A 16,014-nucleotide genomic window follows, 5' to 3' on the forward strand; every position below is an offset into this window, starting at 1 on the left:
GGAGGTCGCAGAAAGCCCGCAGAAACACCAAACCTGTTGGCATTTCGCACCATTCGGTAGCGATCAATGCTGGCCGGACGATGAACAGAACCAGTAGTATTGCGCTGGGCGTCCGGTCGGGGGGACTACCACGAGACTTACGTGTCGCATGATGGAGCTGCAGGATGGCCTTCCGGATCGACCAGGAACAGACTCGACGGAGAGCGCCGCGCAGGGGCGGCGTGCAGCGGTCCGGTAAGGATCGGTGGCAAACGGAATACGGTCGGCGACTGCGGATTACCGATGCGCTGATTGTTTGCGCGGCAGTGGTCGCGGCCCAGTTCATTCGCTTCGGGGACCCCGGCAGTGACCCCATGCTGGACTGGGCGGGCGACACCCGCATCGGCTACTCGGCCATCTCGCTCATGCTCGTGCTGGTCTGGATCGGGTTCCTCACCGTGGGAAACGTGTGGTCCAGCGGCATTATCGACACCGGGCCGGAGGAGTACCGCCGGCTCATCTCGGCGACCATGCGGTTGTTCGGCCTGATCGCGATCGTCTCGCTGCTTCTTCGGATCGAGTTCGCGCGTGGCTATCTCGCCATCGCGCTGCCGGTGGGGCTCGCGGGCCTGATCCTGAACCGGTTGTGCTGGCGCAAGTTCGCCGCGCGCCAGCGCCGGGCCGGGCGCTATCTCACCGCGGTTCTGGTTGTGGGACGGCGGGATTCGGCGCGCGAGATCATGCGCTGTTTCGCGCGCGATCCGGCTGTCGGCTATTCGGTCGTGGGCGTCTACACCCCGTACCTGCTGGATCCGGACGATTTCGAGATCGAGGATTCGGAGTTGCCGGTGATAGGCGCCGAATCCTCTGTGCTGGAGGCGGTTCAGGAGACCGGCGCCGACACCGTGGCCATTGCGGCGACCGAGCAGCTCGGCACCCGGGGCATCAACGACCTGGTCTGGAAGCTGGCGCCGCTGGGGGTGGATCTGGTGGTGACGCCCGGTGTGGTCGATGTGGCCGATCAGCGCCTGTCGATTCGGCCGGTCGCCAATCTCCCGCTGCTGCACATCCAGAAGCCGCAGTACGATCGCGCGAAGTCCTTCGGCAAGACCGCCTTCGACGTCCTGTTCGCGGCCGTCGCGCTGCTGGCCGTCGCGCCGTTCATGCTGATGCTCGCGCTGGCGATCAAGGTCTCCAGCCGCGGTCCGGTCTTCTATCGGTCCGAACGCATCGGTCTCAACGGCCACCCGTTCCAGATGATCAAGTTCCGCAGTATGCGCGCGGACGCCGATCGGGCGCTGGCGGACCTGCTCACCGAGAACGAGGGCGCGGGTCCGCTTTTCAAGATCCGCGACGATCCCCGGGTGACCCCCGTCGGCCGCCTGTTGCGCCGCTACAGCCTGGACGAGCTCCCCCAGTTCATCAATGTCCTGCGCGGTGAGATGAGCGTGGTGGGCCCCCGCCCGCCGCTGCGCACCGAGGTCGAGCGCTACGACGGCAAGGTCCGCCGCCGTCTGCTGGTGAAGCCCGGCGTCACCGGCCTCTGGCAGGTCTCGGGCCGCTCCGACCTGTCCTGGGAGGAGTCGGTCCGCCTGGACCTGTCCTACGTGGAGAACTGGAGCATGGTCCAGGACCTCTCGATCATCAAGAAGACGATGACCGCCGTGGCCGGCAGCGAGGGCGCGTACTGATCCGCTGCGGCGAACTCCCGTGCGGCCCGGCCCAACTGGCTACCATCAAGGTCGAACTTTCCCGAGCTCGACCTTCGATGGACAGGAGCCGGTCCGTGTTCGACACCAAGTACGCCCTGCTCGCGATCGCCGCGGCCACCGCCGCGACGGTCTGCGCCACCCCCGCCCACGCGGGCCCCGAGTCCGAGTTCATCACCCTCAACGCCGCGGTGACAACGGCCCCCGGCGGCCTCCAGGCGACCGGCACCTACCGCTGTGAGGCAGGCATCGGCTACCTGGACGTCAAGGCCGCGATAGACACCACCGGCAGCGGCACGATCCAACTGGCGAGCACTCCCCCCGGCATCACCCTCCCCTGCACCGACCGCACCGAGACCTGGACCGCCACCCTGACCCCCACCAACAACCTCCCGGTCCTGGTCCCCTACACCGACGGCACCGGCACGGCCCAACTGAACCGCAAGTACTGGAAGGTCGGTTCAGGCGAGGTCCTCCTCCACTTCGGCTGATCTCCACGCTTGCCGACAGAACCTCGGTTCCCACCCACCGGTACATTCCGGGCATGAACGTTCCGTTCCGTGATTCCCCGGCCGACCGCTGGGAGTACGAAGGCCGGTTCTACACCGTCACAGCGTTCAGCGATGTCTCCGCGCGCGACGGATACGGCTGGGAGCTGGAGGATCTCGGACCTGCCCCCGGTCGCGGCGTAGTGCTGGTCGCGTTTTCGGACGACACGACCGGGGCCTGTACCTTGCGCGTGTTCACCGATCAGCCGCTGCCCTTCGCACTGGTGCAGCGGTTCATCGGCGAAGCGGCACAAGCATTCTCACTCGATGCATGAGCACGGCGGCCGGCCCGTCTCAGCCGATCCGGACCACACGTGCCCAGTCCGGGGGGCGGTCGGGGACGTAGTCCGAATTCTCGTTCCACGTGCGGCGGCGTTCGCGGGCGAACAGGCCGACCACCGTCCGGCAGGAGGGGCGGGTTGGGGGCCAGGGGGTTTGGCCGTCGGTCAGGACCACGATCACGTCGGGGCGGGGGTGGGTGGAGAGGGCCTTGGTGAAGCCGGTGCAGAGGTCGGTGCCGCCGCCGCCCATCAGGGGGATGCCTTCCGCCCGGCAGAGGGGGTCGGCTATACGGGCCGCGGCGTCGCAGGACAGGACCGTGACCAGGTCGCGGCGGCCGCCTGCCGCGCGGGTGATGGCGGCCGTTTCCAGTAGGGCGCTGCCGAGTTCGGCGTCGCTGACCGAGGCGGAGGTGTCGATGATGACGCAGATCCGGGGTGGGGTGCGACGCAGGCTGGGGAGCACGATCCCGGGGAGGGCGGTCGAGCGGCGGGCCGTGCGGCCGTAGGTGTAGTCGTCGCCCGAACCGCCCGCCGAGACCGCCGAGCGCACGGCCGCGCCGAGCAGTTCGCGCCACGGCTGGGGCGGGTGCACCGCGTCCTCGGCCCAGCGCCGCCAGCCCGCCGGCGCGTTGCCCGGGCGGCCGATGATGCCCTGCGCCACCCGGAATCGGACGGCGTCGGTCTCCTGCTGGCTGAGACCGTCGGCGCCGTCGGGGCCGAGGTCCCATTCCCGGTCGGAGCCGTCCGCGCCGCTGCCGCAGTCGAGCCACGCCATGGCGGCCGTGCGCGGACCGAGCCGGAACTGATGCAGGTAGTCCTCCATGAGTTCACCCGGGGACAGGTTCAGGGTGGCGGGCAGGACCGCGCCCTCGGGCTGGATCAGACCGTCGCCGAACGCGTCGTCGTTGATCTCGGCGTCGGCGGCGATGTTCATGCGCAGGCGTTCGGCGGGCCCGGTCAGGTTGTGCAGCGCGGCGAATCGGTCACTGCGGCCGTGATGGTCGCGCAGCAGGTGCGAGACCTCGTGCACCAGGACCGAGGCCAGTTCCTCGACCGGGTTCCGATCGACGAACACGGGCGAGATGTAGCAGCGCCAGTAGCGATCGACGGCCATCGTCGGCGTCCGGGACGACTCGACCAGCCGCATCGCGAACAGCGCGGTCGCCAGGTAGGGCCGGGCCCGGACCGCGAGCAGCCGTGCCGCGGCTATCTTTTCGAGATCCAGCGGGGTTCTCATCGGCGCACCTCGGCCTCGACGCGAGCCGCGGCGCGATCGGCTTCCCGGGACACCGACACCATGGCGGCGAGGTCCTCGATCGCCGCCGGGACGTCCCACTCACCCTGACGCAGCGTGGCCAGGGTCGTCGCGGGGACCACCACCAGGTCCGGCGCGCCCGTCTGCACGGCTTTCACCAGCAGCGCCCACGCCGCGTCCCAGCGCGACCGCTCGGGCCGCTTGCGGACCGCCGCCACCACCGCGTCGAGCACCGCCTGCCGCAGGTCCCCCCGCTCGGGCAGCTCCGCGGCATCGGGATCGGCGAGCAGCACTTCGGGATCGGGCAGATCCATGCGTTCGATCCAGGTGAGCAGTTCGAAACCCGGCCCGTCCCCGACCGTGCCGCGGATCAACAGCGACAGCACATCCGGGGTGGATCCCGCCGCGGTGGCGAAAGCGATCAGGCGCAGGGTCATGTCCCAGCTGCGCGGCGACGGCCAGGCCCCACCGCGGCGGGTTTCGGTGGTGGGCAGCTGATGGACGAGCTTGGGGCGTCCCGCGAGCAGCCCGCACACCGCGCGCCGCGCGAAAGCCACAGCGGCGGTGAGCCGTTCGGGGTCCAGGACCGGCAGGATCGCCCGCGGCCAGGTGCCGCCGAGCCCGCGGACCACCACGTCGTGATCGTGAGTCCAGTACAGGTGCACGAATCGGTTGGCCAGCGGCGGGCTCAACTCCCAGCCGTCGGCGGCCGAGGATCGCGGGTTGGCCGCGGCCACGATGCGGATGCCGGGCGGCAGTTGCAGCGCGCCGATGCGGCGTTCCAGGACCAGGCGCAGCAGAGCGGCCTGGACGGCGGGCGGTGCGGTGGAGAGTTCGTCCAGGAACAGCAGGCCGCGACCCGCCCGGCAGAGTTCGACGGCCCAGTCCGGCGGGGCCATCGGAACGCCGTTGACGGCCGGGTCGTCACCGATGATCGGCAGGCCCGAAAAGTCGGACGGCTCATGGACACTCGCGATCACGGTGGTGAGCGGGAGATCCAAGGATTCGGCGAGCTGGGTGAGGGCGGCGGTCTTGCCGATGCCGGGCTCGCCCCAGAGCAGGACCGGCAGGTCGGCGGCGACCGCCAGGGTCAGGGCTGCGAGCTGGATGTTCGGGCGGAGCTCGGTGGTCGAATCGCCCAGCAGGGTGAGCAGGTCCCCGGCGACATCGAGTTGGGAGGACTGAACGGGAGCGGAAGCGAGGGTAAGCATGTGTGAATCACCTTTAGGTTGACGAGAATTGGGCGACGACGAACCGGCGAATGGCCGGTGGCCGGCGATGGGGTACTGCCCGGTCGAGATGGGCGCTGAGCCATCACGGGCGCTGCGCGGTCAGGTCGTCCGCGACGGCCGATGCGGTCGCGACCGTCGAGAACCGCCCGCGATGCGATCGGCCCGCGGCGGATGCGGCCCGGCCGCGGTCAGCGCTCGATGGTGGCGAGACGAGGATGATCGCGCCCCGCCGGGCGCGGGGCACGGCGGATACCAGGGTCGGGCGCGGACAGCCCCGCACGGAACATGCCGTAGCGGACCCGGCGTTCCGCGGCCGCTTCCAGCTCGTCCCGCAGGGCGCCCGGCCGCAGCACGGCCTCGGGACCGAGCAGGTCTTCGACGATGGCCAGCACGCCGTCGATATCGCCGTGGCTCAGGCGTTCTCGCACACCGGCGAGACAGTCCGGCTGCCGGTGCGCACGATCGATCGCCTGCAGACAGGGCAGCGGGGTGCCGGTCAATGCGGCCAGCAGTTCCTCGCGCCGGACCTCGCCGGGGTCGTGATCGAGCGCGGTGAGCACACCGTCGCGCAGGCCGATGCGATGTCGCTCGCCCCGGCATTCGACCGAGCGGGCCTGTTCCGACACGCTGACGGCCCCGGACCGCACGCGTGGCACGTGGTCCCGCACGAGCGCGGCGGCGACCAGCGGATGCAGCCGATCGGCCGTGATCGCCGCGGCACGCAGCAGTTCCAGATCCGGCAGCGTCCGGGTCGCGGCGTCGGGCAGCACCGGTAGCCCGGACAGCTCCCCGGCCGGGAAGTCGTCGATAACGCGCAGGTGCGGATCATCGCCGTGCTCGGCCGGCTCCACGACGAGTCGCTGCCGCGCGCCCGGGCGCACCAGCAGCGGTCCACCCGCTCGGCCTTGCGAGCGCAACAGAATCCGGGCCTCGTCGGCCCAGCGATCGACCGCGCACCCGCGCTCGGCCCAGGACAGGATTGCCGGGTCGACGTGGCCGGATGCGCGGGGATCGCCGCGCCCGGCAGCCGGCCGAGCACCGGCTACAGCACCGGCCGCCGATTCCACTGCCCCGGAACGCATCAGCAGCTCATCGCTGCGGCGCGCGTCCCACAGATGCCGATGCAGGTCGAGCCGGAACCGCCGATCCGGCCGCGGGTGCGGATGCAGTCCGGTTCCCGCCGCCGCCAGGGATTCGCCCCACAGCGCGAGGCTGATCCGCTGCCCGGCATCGGCCCACTCCGGCGCGGTACGGACGACCAGCTCCACCGAACCCGTTGTCCCGAAAGGGTTTTCGAATCCCTCGGGCCCGTACCGGGCCAGCGTGATGGTCAGCCCGGCCCGCAGTAATCCGTCGGGCGCACCCCGGGGCATGTGCCAGCGCAGCAGATCCGGCGCGAGATAGCGCAGATCGGCCCTGACCCGGGCGGCCAGCCCACGCCCGTACCTTCGGGCCAGTTCCCGCAAATCGAGGTCCACATCGAAACCCGCGGCGGCACAGGCCCCCGCCCAATCCCCGGCACGGCGCCGAGCGGTCGCGTTGTCGATCATGGAGGGCGGCACGGCGAATTCCCGCACGCGCTGCCAGAGAGAAATCCTGGAGAGATTCTCGTTCGCGTCATCGGTGAGCATCAGCACTCACCTTCAGCGTACGAGACCCCCAATCCTGATTCGGAATGAGTATTCATCGCCCCGATCATAGAGCCCCGCCGCGCTCCGAGCCACCCGAGGGTGCGGGCCCGCGTGTCCGGCGCCCCGGACTATCGATCACCTGGGCCGGGTTCATGTTTGGCGGCGAACTCGAGAAACCGCGGTATCACCTGCTCCGGAATCGCGAAGATCATCTCGTGGCCGACCCCGGGGTAGATCTCGATGTCGGCGGCCGGCATGACCGTGCGGGCGCGCGCGGCGGCGAGTTCGGCGTCGTGGACCACTGTTTCGCCGCCGAACAGGACCAGGACCGGTGCGGTGATCGCGGCGAAGCGTTCGGCGGTCAGCGGCCGCGCCCAGGGCAGCGACATCCGGAACTCGAACGACGCCAACAGCATTGCCCACATCTGTTCGGACAGCTCCAGGCCGGGCGAGAGCCACCGATTGAACTTCTCCATCTTCGCCCGGGTCGGCCGGATTCCACCGGCCATGAACTTGTACAGCACCTTCCATGACGGCCGGGCGAACGTTGCCGGCGCAGGCTCCAGCAAGCTCAGGCTCGCGATCCGGTCCGGCCGATGGGCCGCCGCCACCGCCGCGATCCACGCCCCCAGCGAATACCCCGCCAGGTGAACGCGATCCGCCCCGAGCCCGGCGATCACCTCCCCCACCCACGCCGCGACGTCCGCCTCGTCCTCGATCGGCGCGGTCTGTTCACACCTGCCCGCCCACCCCATGACATCCATCGCGTAGACCACTCGCTCCCGGGACAACTCCGCGACGAGCGGCAGCCAGAACAGGCTGTTCCCCATCAGCCCCGGCAACAGCAACAGCGGCGTCCCCGCCCCGTGCCCGGACCGGCGAACCCGCGTCACCCCGAACGAGGTCTCGACGTCGATGTCCTCGGATTCCACCGGCCACTGCCCCGCCGCCACGTCATAGGCCCGCAGATACACGCCCTTGTTCGCGTCACTCGTGAACCGCCCGATCTTCGGCATTCCGACCCCTTCCGTTGATGGTACGAACATATCAGAGAATTGATATGTTCGTACCATCAAATCGATGTCAGGAAACTCGAAGACTGGCGGCAGACGATTGGAACCCATTGCGCCACAGCATGAGTGGCGCACCTCCCACGCCGGGTTCGCAGCCGCCTCAGGAGGCCCGCCGGTCACCACCCCGCAAGCCGCCGAGCCGGGTCGCGGCCCGTGTCGCCAGACCCGCGCCGCGGAGCAACCAGGAGAAGGTGGGCGACGCGGGCCCGGGAACCAGCCCGGCGAGCTGAACCGCGTCGACCAGGTCGTACAGGGTCTCCCCCTCGGACATCAGATGATCCGCGTCGAAGTGGTAGCGATCGACCGCGGTGCACTGCACGAAGTTGCCGTTGCCCGGCAGCTCGGGAGCCCCCGGCCCGTAGGGATGCAGCTTGAGGGGCCCCACCAGATGACCGGATCCGTAGTAGCGAACCACCATCCGCAGTGTCCCGTCCGGGGCCACGTCCACATAGCTCTGCCCCGGGATCGGGTCGTAGCGCCAGTCGGGGATGGCGTCGAAGAAGGCGAAGTTGTAGGTGACGAACTCGTCCAGGCCGGTCATGGTGGCGCCGAGGGTGGTGACGTCCTTGTAGCGCAGATCGGGGGCGTAGAGCTCGTGGTTGTGGCTCATGTCGCGGGCCTGCCAACTCCACCAGTACTTCTTGGCCCAGTCCAGCGTCCAGGCGATGTCCAGGCCGTGGCCGGCGTAGAACTCGATCTTGCGCTCGTATTCCGCGAACCAGGTGCGGGTCATCGCGGTGAGGGCGGCCTCGTCCAGCACCGGCACGGGCTCGGCGCGATTGGTGAGAACCTTCGGAATCGGTTGCGCCAGGCGGGGTTGCGCCAACGCCAGCTGGAACTGTTCTTCGGTGAACATCGCGATCTCCTATCGGGAAGCACCCGCTTCCCGATACCGATCGTTCTTGTAGGGTGGGGTCCGTGTCAAGGAGTTACGCCGGGCAGACCGCCGCCGACCGCGCCGCCGACCGGCGTGCCCGGCTCATCGACGTCGCTTTCGAACTGGTTGGCACGCACGGTGTTTCCGCCCTCGGCATGCGGGCCGTCTGCCGCACGGCGGGCCTGAGCCAGAAATTCTTCTACGAGAGCTTCCCCGACACCGACGCCCTGTTGCACACGGTCTACCGCGCGGCCCTGACCCGGCTGGAACACGCGGTCGCACCCGCCGCCGGCGACCTGCGCGCCACCTTCGAAGCGGCAGCCGAGCTCATGGAGTCCGACCCCCGCGTCTGCCGAATTCTGCTGATCGAACCCATAGCGGACGCCCGCCTGCGCACCCACGTCCGCGACACCGTTCCGGCCCTGACCCGGGCCGCCCTCGGCGACCGCGTCACCGGCTCCCCCGACGACCCCGCCACCCGGATGCGCTTCTCCACCCTCTTCGGCGCACTCATCTCCCTGTTCATCGAATGGACCGAAGGCAGTCTGGGCGCCGACCGCGCCGCCTTCGCCGACCACGCGACCCGGGTCGTCGTACTACTGCTGGGCGACGGCCTCATCGACGCGACGGTTCCCGAGGTCCGGATCGGTCCCGGAACCCGGCCGAATTAGAGTTGCCGAATGTCCTTCACGCCCGATTCAGCACTCGACCCCTCGGACTTCCTCGCCGGTGACGCCGTGATCGAGATCGATCACCCGCGGGTGCGCGCGCTCGGGGAGCGACTGCGCGGCGAGAGCGCGGGGGATGCCGATTTCGCGCGGCGGGCGTTCGAGTGGGTGCGGGACGAGGTCGCGCACTCGTACGACGCGCAGGATCCGCGGGTGACCCTGCGCGCCTCGGACGTGCTCGAGCAGCGGGTGGGCCTGTGCTACGCCAAATCCCATCTGCTCACCGCGGTGCTGCGGGGGCAGGGCATTCCGACCGCGCTGTGCTACCAACGGCTTTCGCACGACGAGGGCCACGTGCTGCACGGCCTGGTGGCCGTGTACCTCGACGGGGGCTGGCATCGCCAGGACGCGCGCGGCAACCGGGCGGACGTCGCCGCGGAGTTCTCGCTGGACGGTGAGAAGCTGGCCTTCCCCATCGATCCGGCCGCGGGCGATGTCGATTACCCGGGCCTGCATCGGGATCCGGCGGCGGTCGTGGTCGACACGCTCGCCAACGCCGGCGACGTCTCGATCCTGGACCTCGAACTGCCCGACGCCCTGCCCTGATCCTCACATCGAGCACGCCCAGGTCCGGCGCACCCAGGCCTGGGCGGTGTCGGTGAGGTTCCACCACGAGACGTAGTGCGGATCCACCGATTCCAGCGCCCACCGGCTGTCGAGCGCCTCGAAGAACGCGTCGTCCCCGGTCTTGCCGCCGCGTGGCTCCCCGATGTACACGAGCCGATCACCGCCCGAGTTCTCGAACCGAGCCAGGGCCTGCGAGGCCATGGTGTCACCCCACCCCGGCGGCCAGCACAGCATCAGAACCTCGTCACGGTCACCGCTCGTGTGCTCGGAATATGCTGCGAGGTCACCGATTTCATGCCAGGTCGCGGGCAATCCCGCCGAGCCGGGAAACGACATGTTCTCGTTCCGGTCCGGCGGCTCGGAGTCGAACGCCTCGACCTTCAATCCCAGCGCCGACAGTTGCGCGGCCCAATAGCCCCGCCCCGCGCCGAGTTCCAGCAGCGGTCGCGATCCACAGAATTCCGCGATCCAGTCCAGGGTCCCGGGCGCGGGAATCGCGTACGCGTAGGCCGACTGCAGCAGCGTCTGCGCGTAGGCCAGCCGGGCGCTGCCGGTGCTCCGCCCGCCGTTCACCACTCCCCGGGACACCGAGGGCGCGACGATCTCCCAGTACGGATTCCCGGCGCCCCCGCCGGTCAGATAGTGCACGAACCGCAGATCGAACGCCGCATCGGCTCGCTGATCACCGGATCCCGCGAGCCGCCCCGCCGTGTCCAAATAGTCTGCGACCAAAGGGAACTCGTCCCGCAGTCGCCGCTCGTCGCCGAGCAGCGCGGCAAGCTCGGTCCTGCGCTCGTCCGTCAGCTCCAGTTCCGCCATGGGTCCAATCTCGTCAATCGGTGGTCCACATGTTCCAGCTCGTCGCGACCGAATCCCGGAAAAGGGATCGCTCGAGCCTGGGAACCAGCTTCGAGTAGTAGGACTTGGCCGCGCACTCCGCGTCGCAGCCTTCATGTTTGGCCAGCGCGCTCTTGGCCGTCTCGATATTCATGACCGGGTAGCCCGGGACACCGTGATCGATATATGCCGCCACCGGACCCAACTCCTCGAGCGAACGCCCCCTCGCTGAAGGCGATGCTGCAAGCGTAGACGAGTGTGTGTATACGCAATTGACTTTGCGTATACGCGCCCAGACGAAGGCGGCGCGCCGTACACCGGGCGCGCCGCCCGCACCGAACCCGCACACCCAAACGGCTGATGCGTATACACAGAATGAGTACGCTGAGTGACACCGATGATCAGGGCGCGGAACATGATGCGGAGGACGGACCATGACCGAACCGCAGTACGTCGCCATCGCGGGCAGCCTGGCGCGTGCGATCCGCACCGGCGAACTGCGCCCCGGCGCGCGACTGCCGAGCTACGCCGATATCGCCGAGCGGCACGGGGTCTCGGACATCGTGATCCGGCGCGCGATCAAACTGCTGATCAGCCAGGGTCTGGTGCGCACGATCGAACGGCGGGGCACCTTCGTCACCGCCCGGCCCGATCTCACCCGCGTCGCGCCCGAGCGGCAGTTGGAAAGCCCGGAAACAACTTTCGGCAACGAGTCCGGCAGCGACGTCGTGATCGAGCGCGACACCGCGCGCCTGGCGGCGACGGCCGAACTCGCCGAGGCGCTCGAGATCGCCGTGGGCGCGACGGTCTCGCACGTCGTCACCCGGGCGTCCGAAGACGGCCGGGCGGTGTCGATCTCGGACTCCTATCAGCCGGCGGGGATCAGCGGCGTCGACGGCGCGGCGTTCCTCGAGGAGACCATCGCCGACCGGCTGCCCACCCCCGCGCACGCCGCCTGGCTGGGCACGCCCGCGGGCGATCTGGTGAAGACGGTGCATCAGCGATTTCTCGGCGGCGACGACCGCGTGATCATGGTGTCGGACATCTCCTATCCCCAGGATCGCTACGACGCCTTCGTCTTTCGCATGCCGATCGGCCCGGCGTAGCGGCCTCTCACACGGTCTCGAGCAGTTGCCTGCGCAGCTCCCGGTGCCAGACCTCGAGCGACAGCAGCGTCCAGATCCGGGGTTGTTCGTCACGGCCGCCGGACGCATGCGCCGCCAGCAACCGGCGCACCGCGGTCCGATCGAACGTCGAGCCCACGAACGAGGACGGATCCGTCAGCAGATCGTGGGCCATGTCGTGCAGGTGGCCGCGGAACCAGGCATCCAGCGGCACCTTGAAGCCGACCTTGGGGCGATCCACCAGTTCGGCGGGAAGATGGCGGCGCGCCAGCTCCTTCACGATCCACTTGGTGGCCCCGTTGCGGACCTTCACGTTGCTGGGCAGGCGGAAGGCCAGTTCGGCGACGCGGTGGTCCAGGAAGGGCGGGCGGAGCTCGAGCGAGGCCGCCATGGACATGCGGTCGCCGCGCTCCAGGAGGTTGTCCGCCAGCCAGGTGTGCACGTCGGCGTAGAGCATCCGGCGCAGGGCATCGCCGCGACCGTCGAGGTAGGGGGCCAGGACGCTGCGCCGGGGCGGGCCGCCCAGCAGCCCGTCGCGTTCGCGAGAAGTGAAGGGCGCGAACCAGCCCCGCATGCGTTCGGGATAGCTGGGTTCGGAGATGGCGCGCAGCGCGACCGTGAGCCGGGCCCGGTCGGCGGGCATCCGGCCCTCCAGCATCCGCAGCGGCGCGGACGGCAGCAGGGCGGCGGCGCGCGTGGTGCGGGCGTAGCGGTATTTCGGGTAACCGCCGAACAATTCGTCACTGCCCTCGCCCGACAGCACCACCTTCACGTGCTTGCGCGCCAGCTCGGCGAGCCGGAATACCGCCACGTCCGCGGGTTCGGACAGCGGCGAATCCCGGTGCCGGCTCAGTCGCGCCCAATCGGACTGGAAATCGTCCGCGGTGATGATGGTTTCGTGATGGTCGCTGCCGACGACCTTCGCCGCCAGGCGCGCCCATTCGGTCTCGTCCACCCGGTCGTCGCCGAACCCGGCCGAAAACGTGTGCAGCCCTTCGCCGCCACGCTGCTGTGCCACCAGCGCGCAGATGAGACTGCTGTCCACCCCGCCCGAAAGATAGGCTCCCACCGGCACATCCGCGACCAGCGCGTCGCGCACCGAGGCGCGCAGCGCCTCGTCCAGCAGTTCGACGGCGGCCGCGGGCGAGACGTCCATGATCTCGGCCTCGGTGGGCAGCCGCCAGTACTTCTCGATGCGCAGGCTCCCGTCCGCACCGACCGTGAGGTGATGCCCCTGCGGCACCTTGCGCACCCCCTCGAAGAAGGTGTACGGCGCGGGCACCGAGCGGTGCGCCAGGAAATCGTGCAGGCTGGCGGTGTCCACCCGCGGCGAATCCAGCACCGGGAACAGCGCTTTGATCTCCGAGGCGAAGGCGAAGAACTCGTCGGTGCGGTAGTAGTACAGCGGCAGGATCCCGAGGCGGTCGCGGAACAGATGGGTCTCCCCGGTCCGCGCGTCGTGGATGGCGTAGGCGAACTGACCGCGCAGACGCCGCACCCCGTCCACCCCGTGCCGCTCGTATTCGGCCAGCAGCACCTCGGTGTCGCCGTGCGTGGTGAACGGGTAGTCGAGCTCGTCGCGCAGTCGGCGATAGTTCAGAATCTCACCGTTGAAGGCGATGTGCGTCTGCTGCCCCGCACCCGCCATGGGCTGCTCCGAGCCCGCCAGATCGATGATCGCGAGCCGGGAGTGGGCGAACCCCACCGGCCCGTCGCTCCACACCCCCGACGCGTCGGGTCCCCGGTGGCGCAGGCACTCCCCCATCTTCGCCAACAGTTCCCCGCTGACCGGAGCACCGTCGAATCGGCGCACCCCGGCTATTCCGCACACATCTGCCCCGATTCGCCGTCGACCGTCATCCAGTTATCCCTGTGCGTGTGCCCCGCCAGCCAAGGGTAACCGCGGTCCCGGCGGGTGTCAGCAGATGTAATCGCCTGGGCTGTCGGGGAATTCGGGGCAGGCATGCCGCGCGCGGGAACGGGTATCGTGCAATCGACACTGCGGGGGCGTGGCGATCGCCCGGGGCGAAAGGCGTGTTGTTGACCCAGCTGCTCTGGTACCTGCACCGGCTGCGCACCATGAGCGGCCCGGAAATGCTCTGGCGCGCGGGCAGACTCCGCGAGCGCCTGCGCCCGCGCCGGGTGAGCTGGGCGGACGCGGGCGCGGAGCTGTTCGGCGGTGCGGAGCCGTCCTGGCCCGAGGCGCTGCTCGCGTTCCGCGCCGGAACGGATCGCCCGGTGCTGCTCGACCGCGACCGGGCCGCGGCCATCGCCGCGGCCGACCCCGATGCGGTAGCCGCGGTGGTCGCCGCCGCCGAACGCGTACTGACCGGGCAGGTCCGCTATTTCGGCTATCCCGCCGCGGATCTCGGCGCCGCCGTCGACTGGAATCACGACCCGCTCACCGGAACCCGCTGGCCCACCGCCAATTCCGAGCGCATCGACCATCGCACCGCGGCCGGTGACCCGAAGTGGATCTGGGAACTCAACCGCCTGCAGCACCTGCCGTGGCTCGCCCAGGCATGGCTGTTCACCGGCGAAACCCGTTTCGCCGACGCCGCGTTCGAGCACCTGGACTCCTGGGTGGAACAGCAGCGGCCCGGTGCGGGCATCGCGTGGCGCGGCGCGTTCGAATGCGGGGTGCGCGCGATCTCGGTGGCCGTGGCGGTGCAGGGGCTGCGCGACGCGCCGGGCCTGACGCCGGAGCGGTATCGCCGCTACGTGGTGCTGCTGGGCGAGAGTGCCCGGCGCTGCTGGAGCGAACGCTCGCTGTTCAGTTCGGCGAACAACCATCTGATCGGCGAACTGGCCGGACTGGCCGTGGTGGCGGTGCTGCTGCCGGAGATTCCCGCCGCCCGCCGGTGGTCGGACGATGCCCTGGCCCTGCTGACCGAACACGCCGATCGGCAGTTGCTGCCCGACGGCGCGGGCGCGGAACAGGCCGTCGCGTATCAGATTTTCACCGTTGAGCTGATCGGCGTGGTCCACGCCCTCCTGGCGCTGCGCGGCGAACCACCCGTGCGGCTGGCCGCCGCCATCGCCCGCAGTTCGCGATATCTGGCGCTCACCGTGGGCGACACCGATCCGGACCCGCGCTACGGCGACGACGACGGCGGTTTCGCCCTGCGCCTGGGGCCCGAGGAGATCCGCACGGTCCGTGCGCATCTGGGCATCGCCGACGCACTGGTTCCGGAGCCGGCCGCGGCCCGCGCGGGCACGCCGAGCATGACCGCGACCTGGCTGCGCGCCGCGCTCGGATCGGCCGCGAGCCTCGATGCCGAGCCGATAGGCAGCGGTTACGCACCGGACGGCGGACTGGTGGTGCTGCGCGCGCGAAACCGCCGGGCGAGCGTGGATGTCGGCCCGCTGGGCTATCTCTCGATCGCCGCGCACGGCCACGCCGACGCCCTGGCGCTCACCCTGGCCGCGGCCGGGCACGAGCTCATCGGCGATCCCGGGACCGCCAGCTACTACGGCCATCCCGGCCGGCGCGCCGCGCACCGCTCCACCCGCGCGCACGCGACGGTGACGGTCGACGACCTCGATCAGTCGGTGATGGGCGGGCCGTTCCTGTGGCGCGCCCACGCCGCGGTGCGGGTTCGGGCGGTGGATCTGGCGCGGGGCGTCGTGGACGCCGAACACGACGGCTACACCCGCCTCGCCGATCCCGTCGTGCACCGGCGCTGGGTGATCGCCGCGCCGGATCACCCGGACATCGTTGTGGTGGACGCGATCTCGGGTACGGGCACGCATTCGGCCCGGCTGACCTGGCCGCTGCATCCGTCCCTCCACGTCCGCGCCCACGGCCCCGGCCACCTCGCCACCCGGGCCGGGACGCCGGTGCTGGCGCTGGCGTACGCGGCGAATCATCGCCTCGAGACGACAATGGTGCGCGGTGACGAGAGCACCGACCTCGGCTGGTGGTCCGAACGCCTGGAATCGCGCGAACCGTCCTGGTCGGTGGGGGCGTACTGCACCGGCGGCACACCGCTGGCCCTGCTGAGCGTGCTGACGCCGCTGTGCCCGGACGCCGAATCCCCGCACACCCTGGAGATCGCGCACGCGGGCGACCGGATCACCGCCCACTGGATCACCGGCGATGCCCGCCGCACCGTGACCATCGACCCGAACCGTCCCGGCGCGGCCGAGATCGCGGTCGCGACGCGCTGAACC

Annotated in this window: 15 protein-coding genes; 7 read left to right on the plus strand and 8 right to left on the minus strand. The window is 70.0% G+C overall.

Annotation, left to right across the window (positions count from 1 at the left end; translation table 11 throughout):
* Window positions 1-164 precede the first annotated feature (164 nt).
* From ACFVBH_RS21535 to ACFVBH_RS21545, 3 genes are all read left to right on the plus strand, one after another.
* Window positions 165-1,670 (plus strand): sugar transferase, encoded by a 1,506-nt coding sequence (locus tag ACFVBH_RS21535; protein ID WP_379003739.1) that lies wholly within the window; start codon window positions 165-167, stop codon window positions 1,668-1,670.
* Window positions 1,671-1,765: 95 nt separating this feature from the next.
* The gene (locus tag ACFVBH_RS21540) at window positions 1,766-2,179 is read left to right on the plus strand and encodes a hypothetical protein (protein ID WP_354988571.1); all 414 of its coding nucleotides are present in this window, start codon (window positions 1,766-1,768) and stop codon (window positions 2,177-2,179) included.
* Between the two features lie 53 nt (window positions 2,180-2,232).
* Complete coding sequence (locus ACFVBH_RS21545; protein WP_379003742.1) at window positions 2,233-2,511, plus strand: hypothetical protein; 279 nt, start codon at window positions 2,233-2,235, stop codon at window positions 2,509-2,511.
* A gap of 19 nt (window positions 2,512-2,530) precedes the next feature.
* On the opposite strand, the gene ACFVBH_RS21550 is transcribed toward ACFVBH_RS21545, so the two are convergent.
* The 5 genes from ACFVBH_RS21550 to ACFVBH_RS21570 all read right to left on the minus strand — a co-directional run bounded on the left by ACFVBH_RS21550 (window position 2,531) and on the right by ACFVBH_RS21570 (window position 8,564).
* Complete coding sequence (locus tag ACFVBH_RS21550) at window positions 2,531-3,754, minus strand: VWA-like domain-containing protein (RefSeq protein WP_379003745.1); 1,224 nt, start codon at window positions 3,752-3,754, stop codon at window positions 2,531-2,533.
* Window positions 3,751-4,983, minus strand: a complete 1,233-nt coding sequence (locus ACFVBH_RS21555) for an AAA family ATPase (protein WP_379003747.1) — start codon at window positions 4,981-4,983, stop codon at window positions 3,751-3,753. The genes ACFVBH_RS21550 and ACFVBH_RS21555 overlap by 4 nt, the downstream gene beginning before the upstream one ends.
* Window positions 4,984-5,192: 209 nt before the next feature.
* Window positions 5,193-6,635 (minus strand): hypothetical protein, encoded by a 1,443-nt coding sequence (locus ACFVBH_RS21560; RefSeq protein ID WP_379003749.1) that lies wholly within the window; start codon window positions 6,633-6,635, stop codon window positions 5,193-5,195.
* Window positions 6,636-6,763: 128 nt separating this feature from the next.
* On the minus strand, window positions 6,764-7,651 hold the full coding sequence (locus ACFVBH_RS21565) for an alpha/beta fold hydrolase (protein WP_379003752.1): 888 nt from the start codon (window positions 7,649-7,651) through the stop codon (window positions 6,764-6,766).
* Window positions 7,652-7,808: 157 nt separating this feature from the next.
* Entirely contained in the window at window positions 7,809-8,564 is a 756-nt protein-coding gene (locus tag ACFVBH_RS21570; protein WP_379003754.1) for a nuclear transport factor 2 family protein, read from the minus strand.
* 62 nt (window positions 8,565-8,626) lie between these two features.
* Between ACFVBH_RS21570 and ACFVBH_RS21575 the strand changes: the two genes are divergently transcribed.
* Window positions 8,627-9,256 (plus strand): TetR/AcrR family transcriptional regulator, encoded by a 630-nt coding sequence (locus ACFVBH_RS21575; RefSeq protein WP_379003757.1) that lies wholly within the window; start codon window positions 8,627-8,629, stop codon window positions 9,254-9,256.
* Between the two features lie 9 nt (window positions 9,257-9,265).
* Window positions 9,266-9,859 (plus strand): transglutaminase family protein, encoded by a 594-nt coding sequence (locus ACFVBH_RS21580; RefSeq protein ID WP_354988563.1) that lies wholly within the window; start codon window positions 9,266-9,268, stop codon window positions 9,857-9,859.
* Window positions 9,860-9,862: 3 nt separating this feature from the next.
* Here the strand turns inward: ACFVBH_RS21580 and ACFVBH_RS21585 are convergent, their stop codons facing one another.
* On the minus strand, window positions 9,863-10,699 hold the full coding sequence (locus ACFVBH_RS21585; protein WP_379003760.1) for a hypothetical protein: 837 nt from the start codon (window positions 10,697-10,699) through the stop codon (window positions 9,863-9,865).
* A 13-nt stretch (window positions 10,700-10,712) separates the two neighbouring features.
* Entirely contained in the window at window positions 10,713-10,913 is a 201-nt protein-coding gene (locus ACFVBH_RS21590; RefSeq protein WP_354988561.1) for a hypothetical protein, read from the minus strand.
* A gap of 238 nt (window positions 10,914-11,151) precedes the next feature.
* Here ACFVBH_RS21590 and ACFVBH_RS21595 point away from each other — a divergent pair, with 238 nt between their 5' ends.
* Window positions 11,152-11,823: a GntR family transcriptional regulator gene (locus tag ACFVBH_RS21595; protein WP_379003763.1), complete on the plus strand. Its 672-nt coding sequence runs from the start codon at window positions 11,152-11,154 to the stop codon at window positions 11,821-11,823.
* A 7-nt stretch (window positions 11,824-11,830) separates the two neighbouring features.
* Here ACFVBH_RS21595 and asnB read toward each other — a convergent pair whose 3' ends face one another.
* The gene (asnB, locus tag ACFVBH_RS21600; protein ID WP_379003766.1) at window positions 11,831-13,672 is read right to left on the minus strand and encodes an asparagine synthase (glutamine-hydrolyzing); all 1,842 of its coding nucleotides are present in this window, start codon (window positions 13,670-13,672) and stop codon (window positions 11,831-11,833) included.
* Between the two features lie 203 nt (window positions 13,673-13,875).
* Between asnB and ACFVBH_RS21605 the strand changes: the two genes are divergently transcribed.
* Window positions 13,876-16,011 carry an alginate lyase family protein gene (locus ACFVBH_RS21605; protein WP_379003768.1) on the plus strand — a complete coding sequence of 712 codons (2,136 nt, stop codon included), beginning with the start codon at window positions 13,876-13,878 and terminating at the stop codon, window positions 16,009-16,011.
* Window positions 16,012-16,014 lie beyond the last annotated feature (3 nt).

This window comes from Nocardia sp. NPDC057668, from assembly GCF_042799795.1.
GTDB lineage: Bacteria > Actinomycetota > Actinomycetes > Mycobacteriales > Mycobacteriaceae > Nocardia.

Bases quoted from the DNA above. Each gene is read 5' to 3' on its own strand.
- ACFVBH_RS21535 (WP_379003739.1), top strand. From the start codon at position 165: ATGGCCTTCCGGATCGACCAGGAACAGACTCGACGGAGAGCGCCGCGC.
- ACFVBH_RS21545 (WP_379003742.1), top strand. From the start codon at position 2,233: ATGAACGTTCCGTTCCGTGATTCCCCGGCCGACCGCTGGGAGTACGAA.
- ACFVBH_RS21550 (WP_379003745.1), bottom strand. From the start codon at position 3,754: ATGAGAACCCCGCTGGATCTCGAAAAGATAGCCGCGGCACGGCTGCTC.
- ACFVBH_RS21555 (WP_379003747.1), bottom strand. From the start codon at position 4,983: ATGCTTACCCTCGCTTCCGCTCCCGTTCAGTCCTCCCAACTCGATGTC.
- ACFVBH_RS21560 (WP_379003749.1), bottom strand. From the start codon at position 6,635: ATGCTCACCGATGACGCGAACGAGAATCTCTCCAGGATTTCTCTCTGG.
- ACFVBH_RS21565 (WP_379003752.1), bottom strand. From the start codon at position 7,651: ATGCCGAAGATCGGGCGGTTCACGAGTGACGCGAACAAGGGCGTGTAT.
- ACFVBH_RS21570 (WP_379003754.1), bottom strand. From the start codon at position 8,564: ATGTTCACCGAAGAACAGTTCCAGCTGGCGTTGGCGCAACCCCGCCTG.
- ACFVBH_RS21580 (WP_354988563.1), top strand. From the start codon at position 9,266: ATGTCCTTCACGCCCGATTCAGCACTCGACCCCTCGGACTTCCTCGCC.
- ACFVBH_RS21585 (WP_379003760.1), bottom strand. From the start codon at position 10,699: ATGGCGGAACTGGAGCTGACGGACGAGCGCAGGACCGAGCTTGCCGCG.
- ACFVBH_RS21595 (WP_379003763.1), top strand. From the start codon at position 11,152: ATGACCGAACCGCAGTACGTCGCCATCGCGGGCAGCCTGGCGCGTGCG.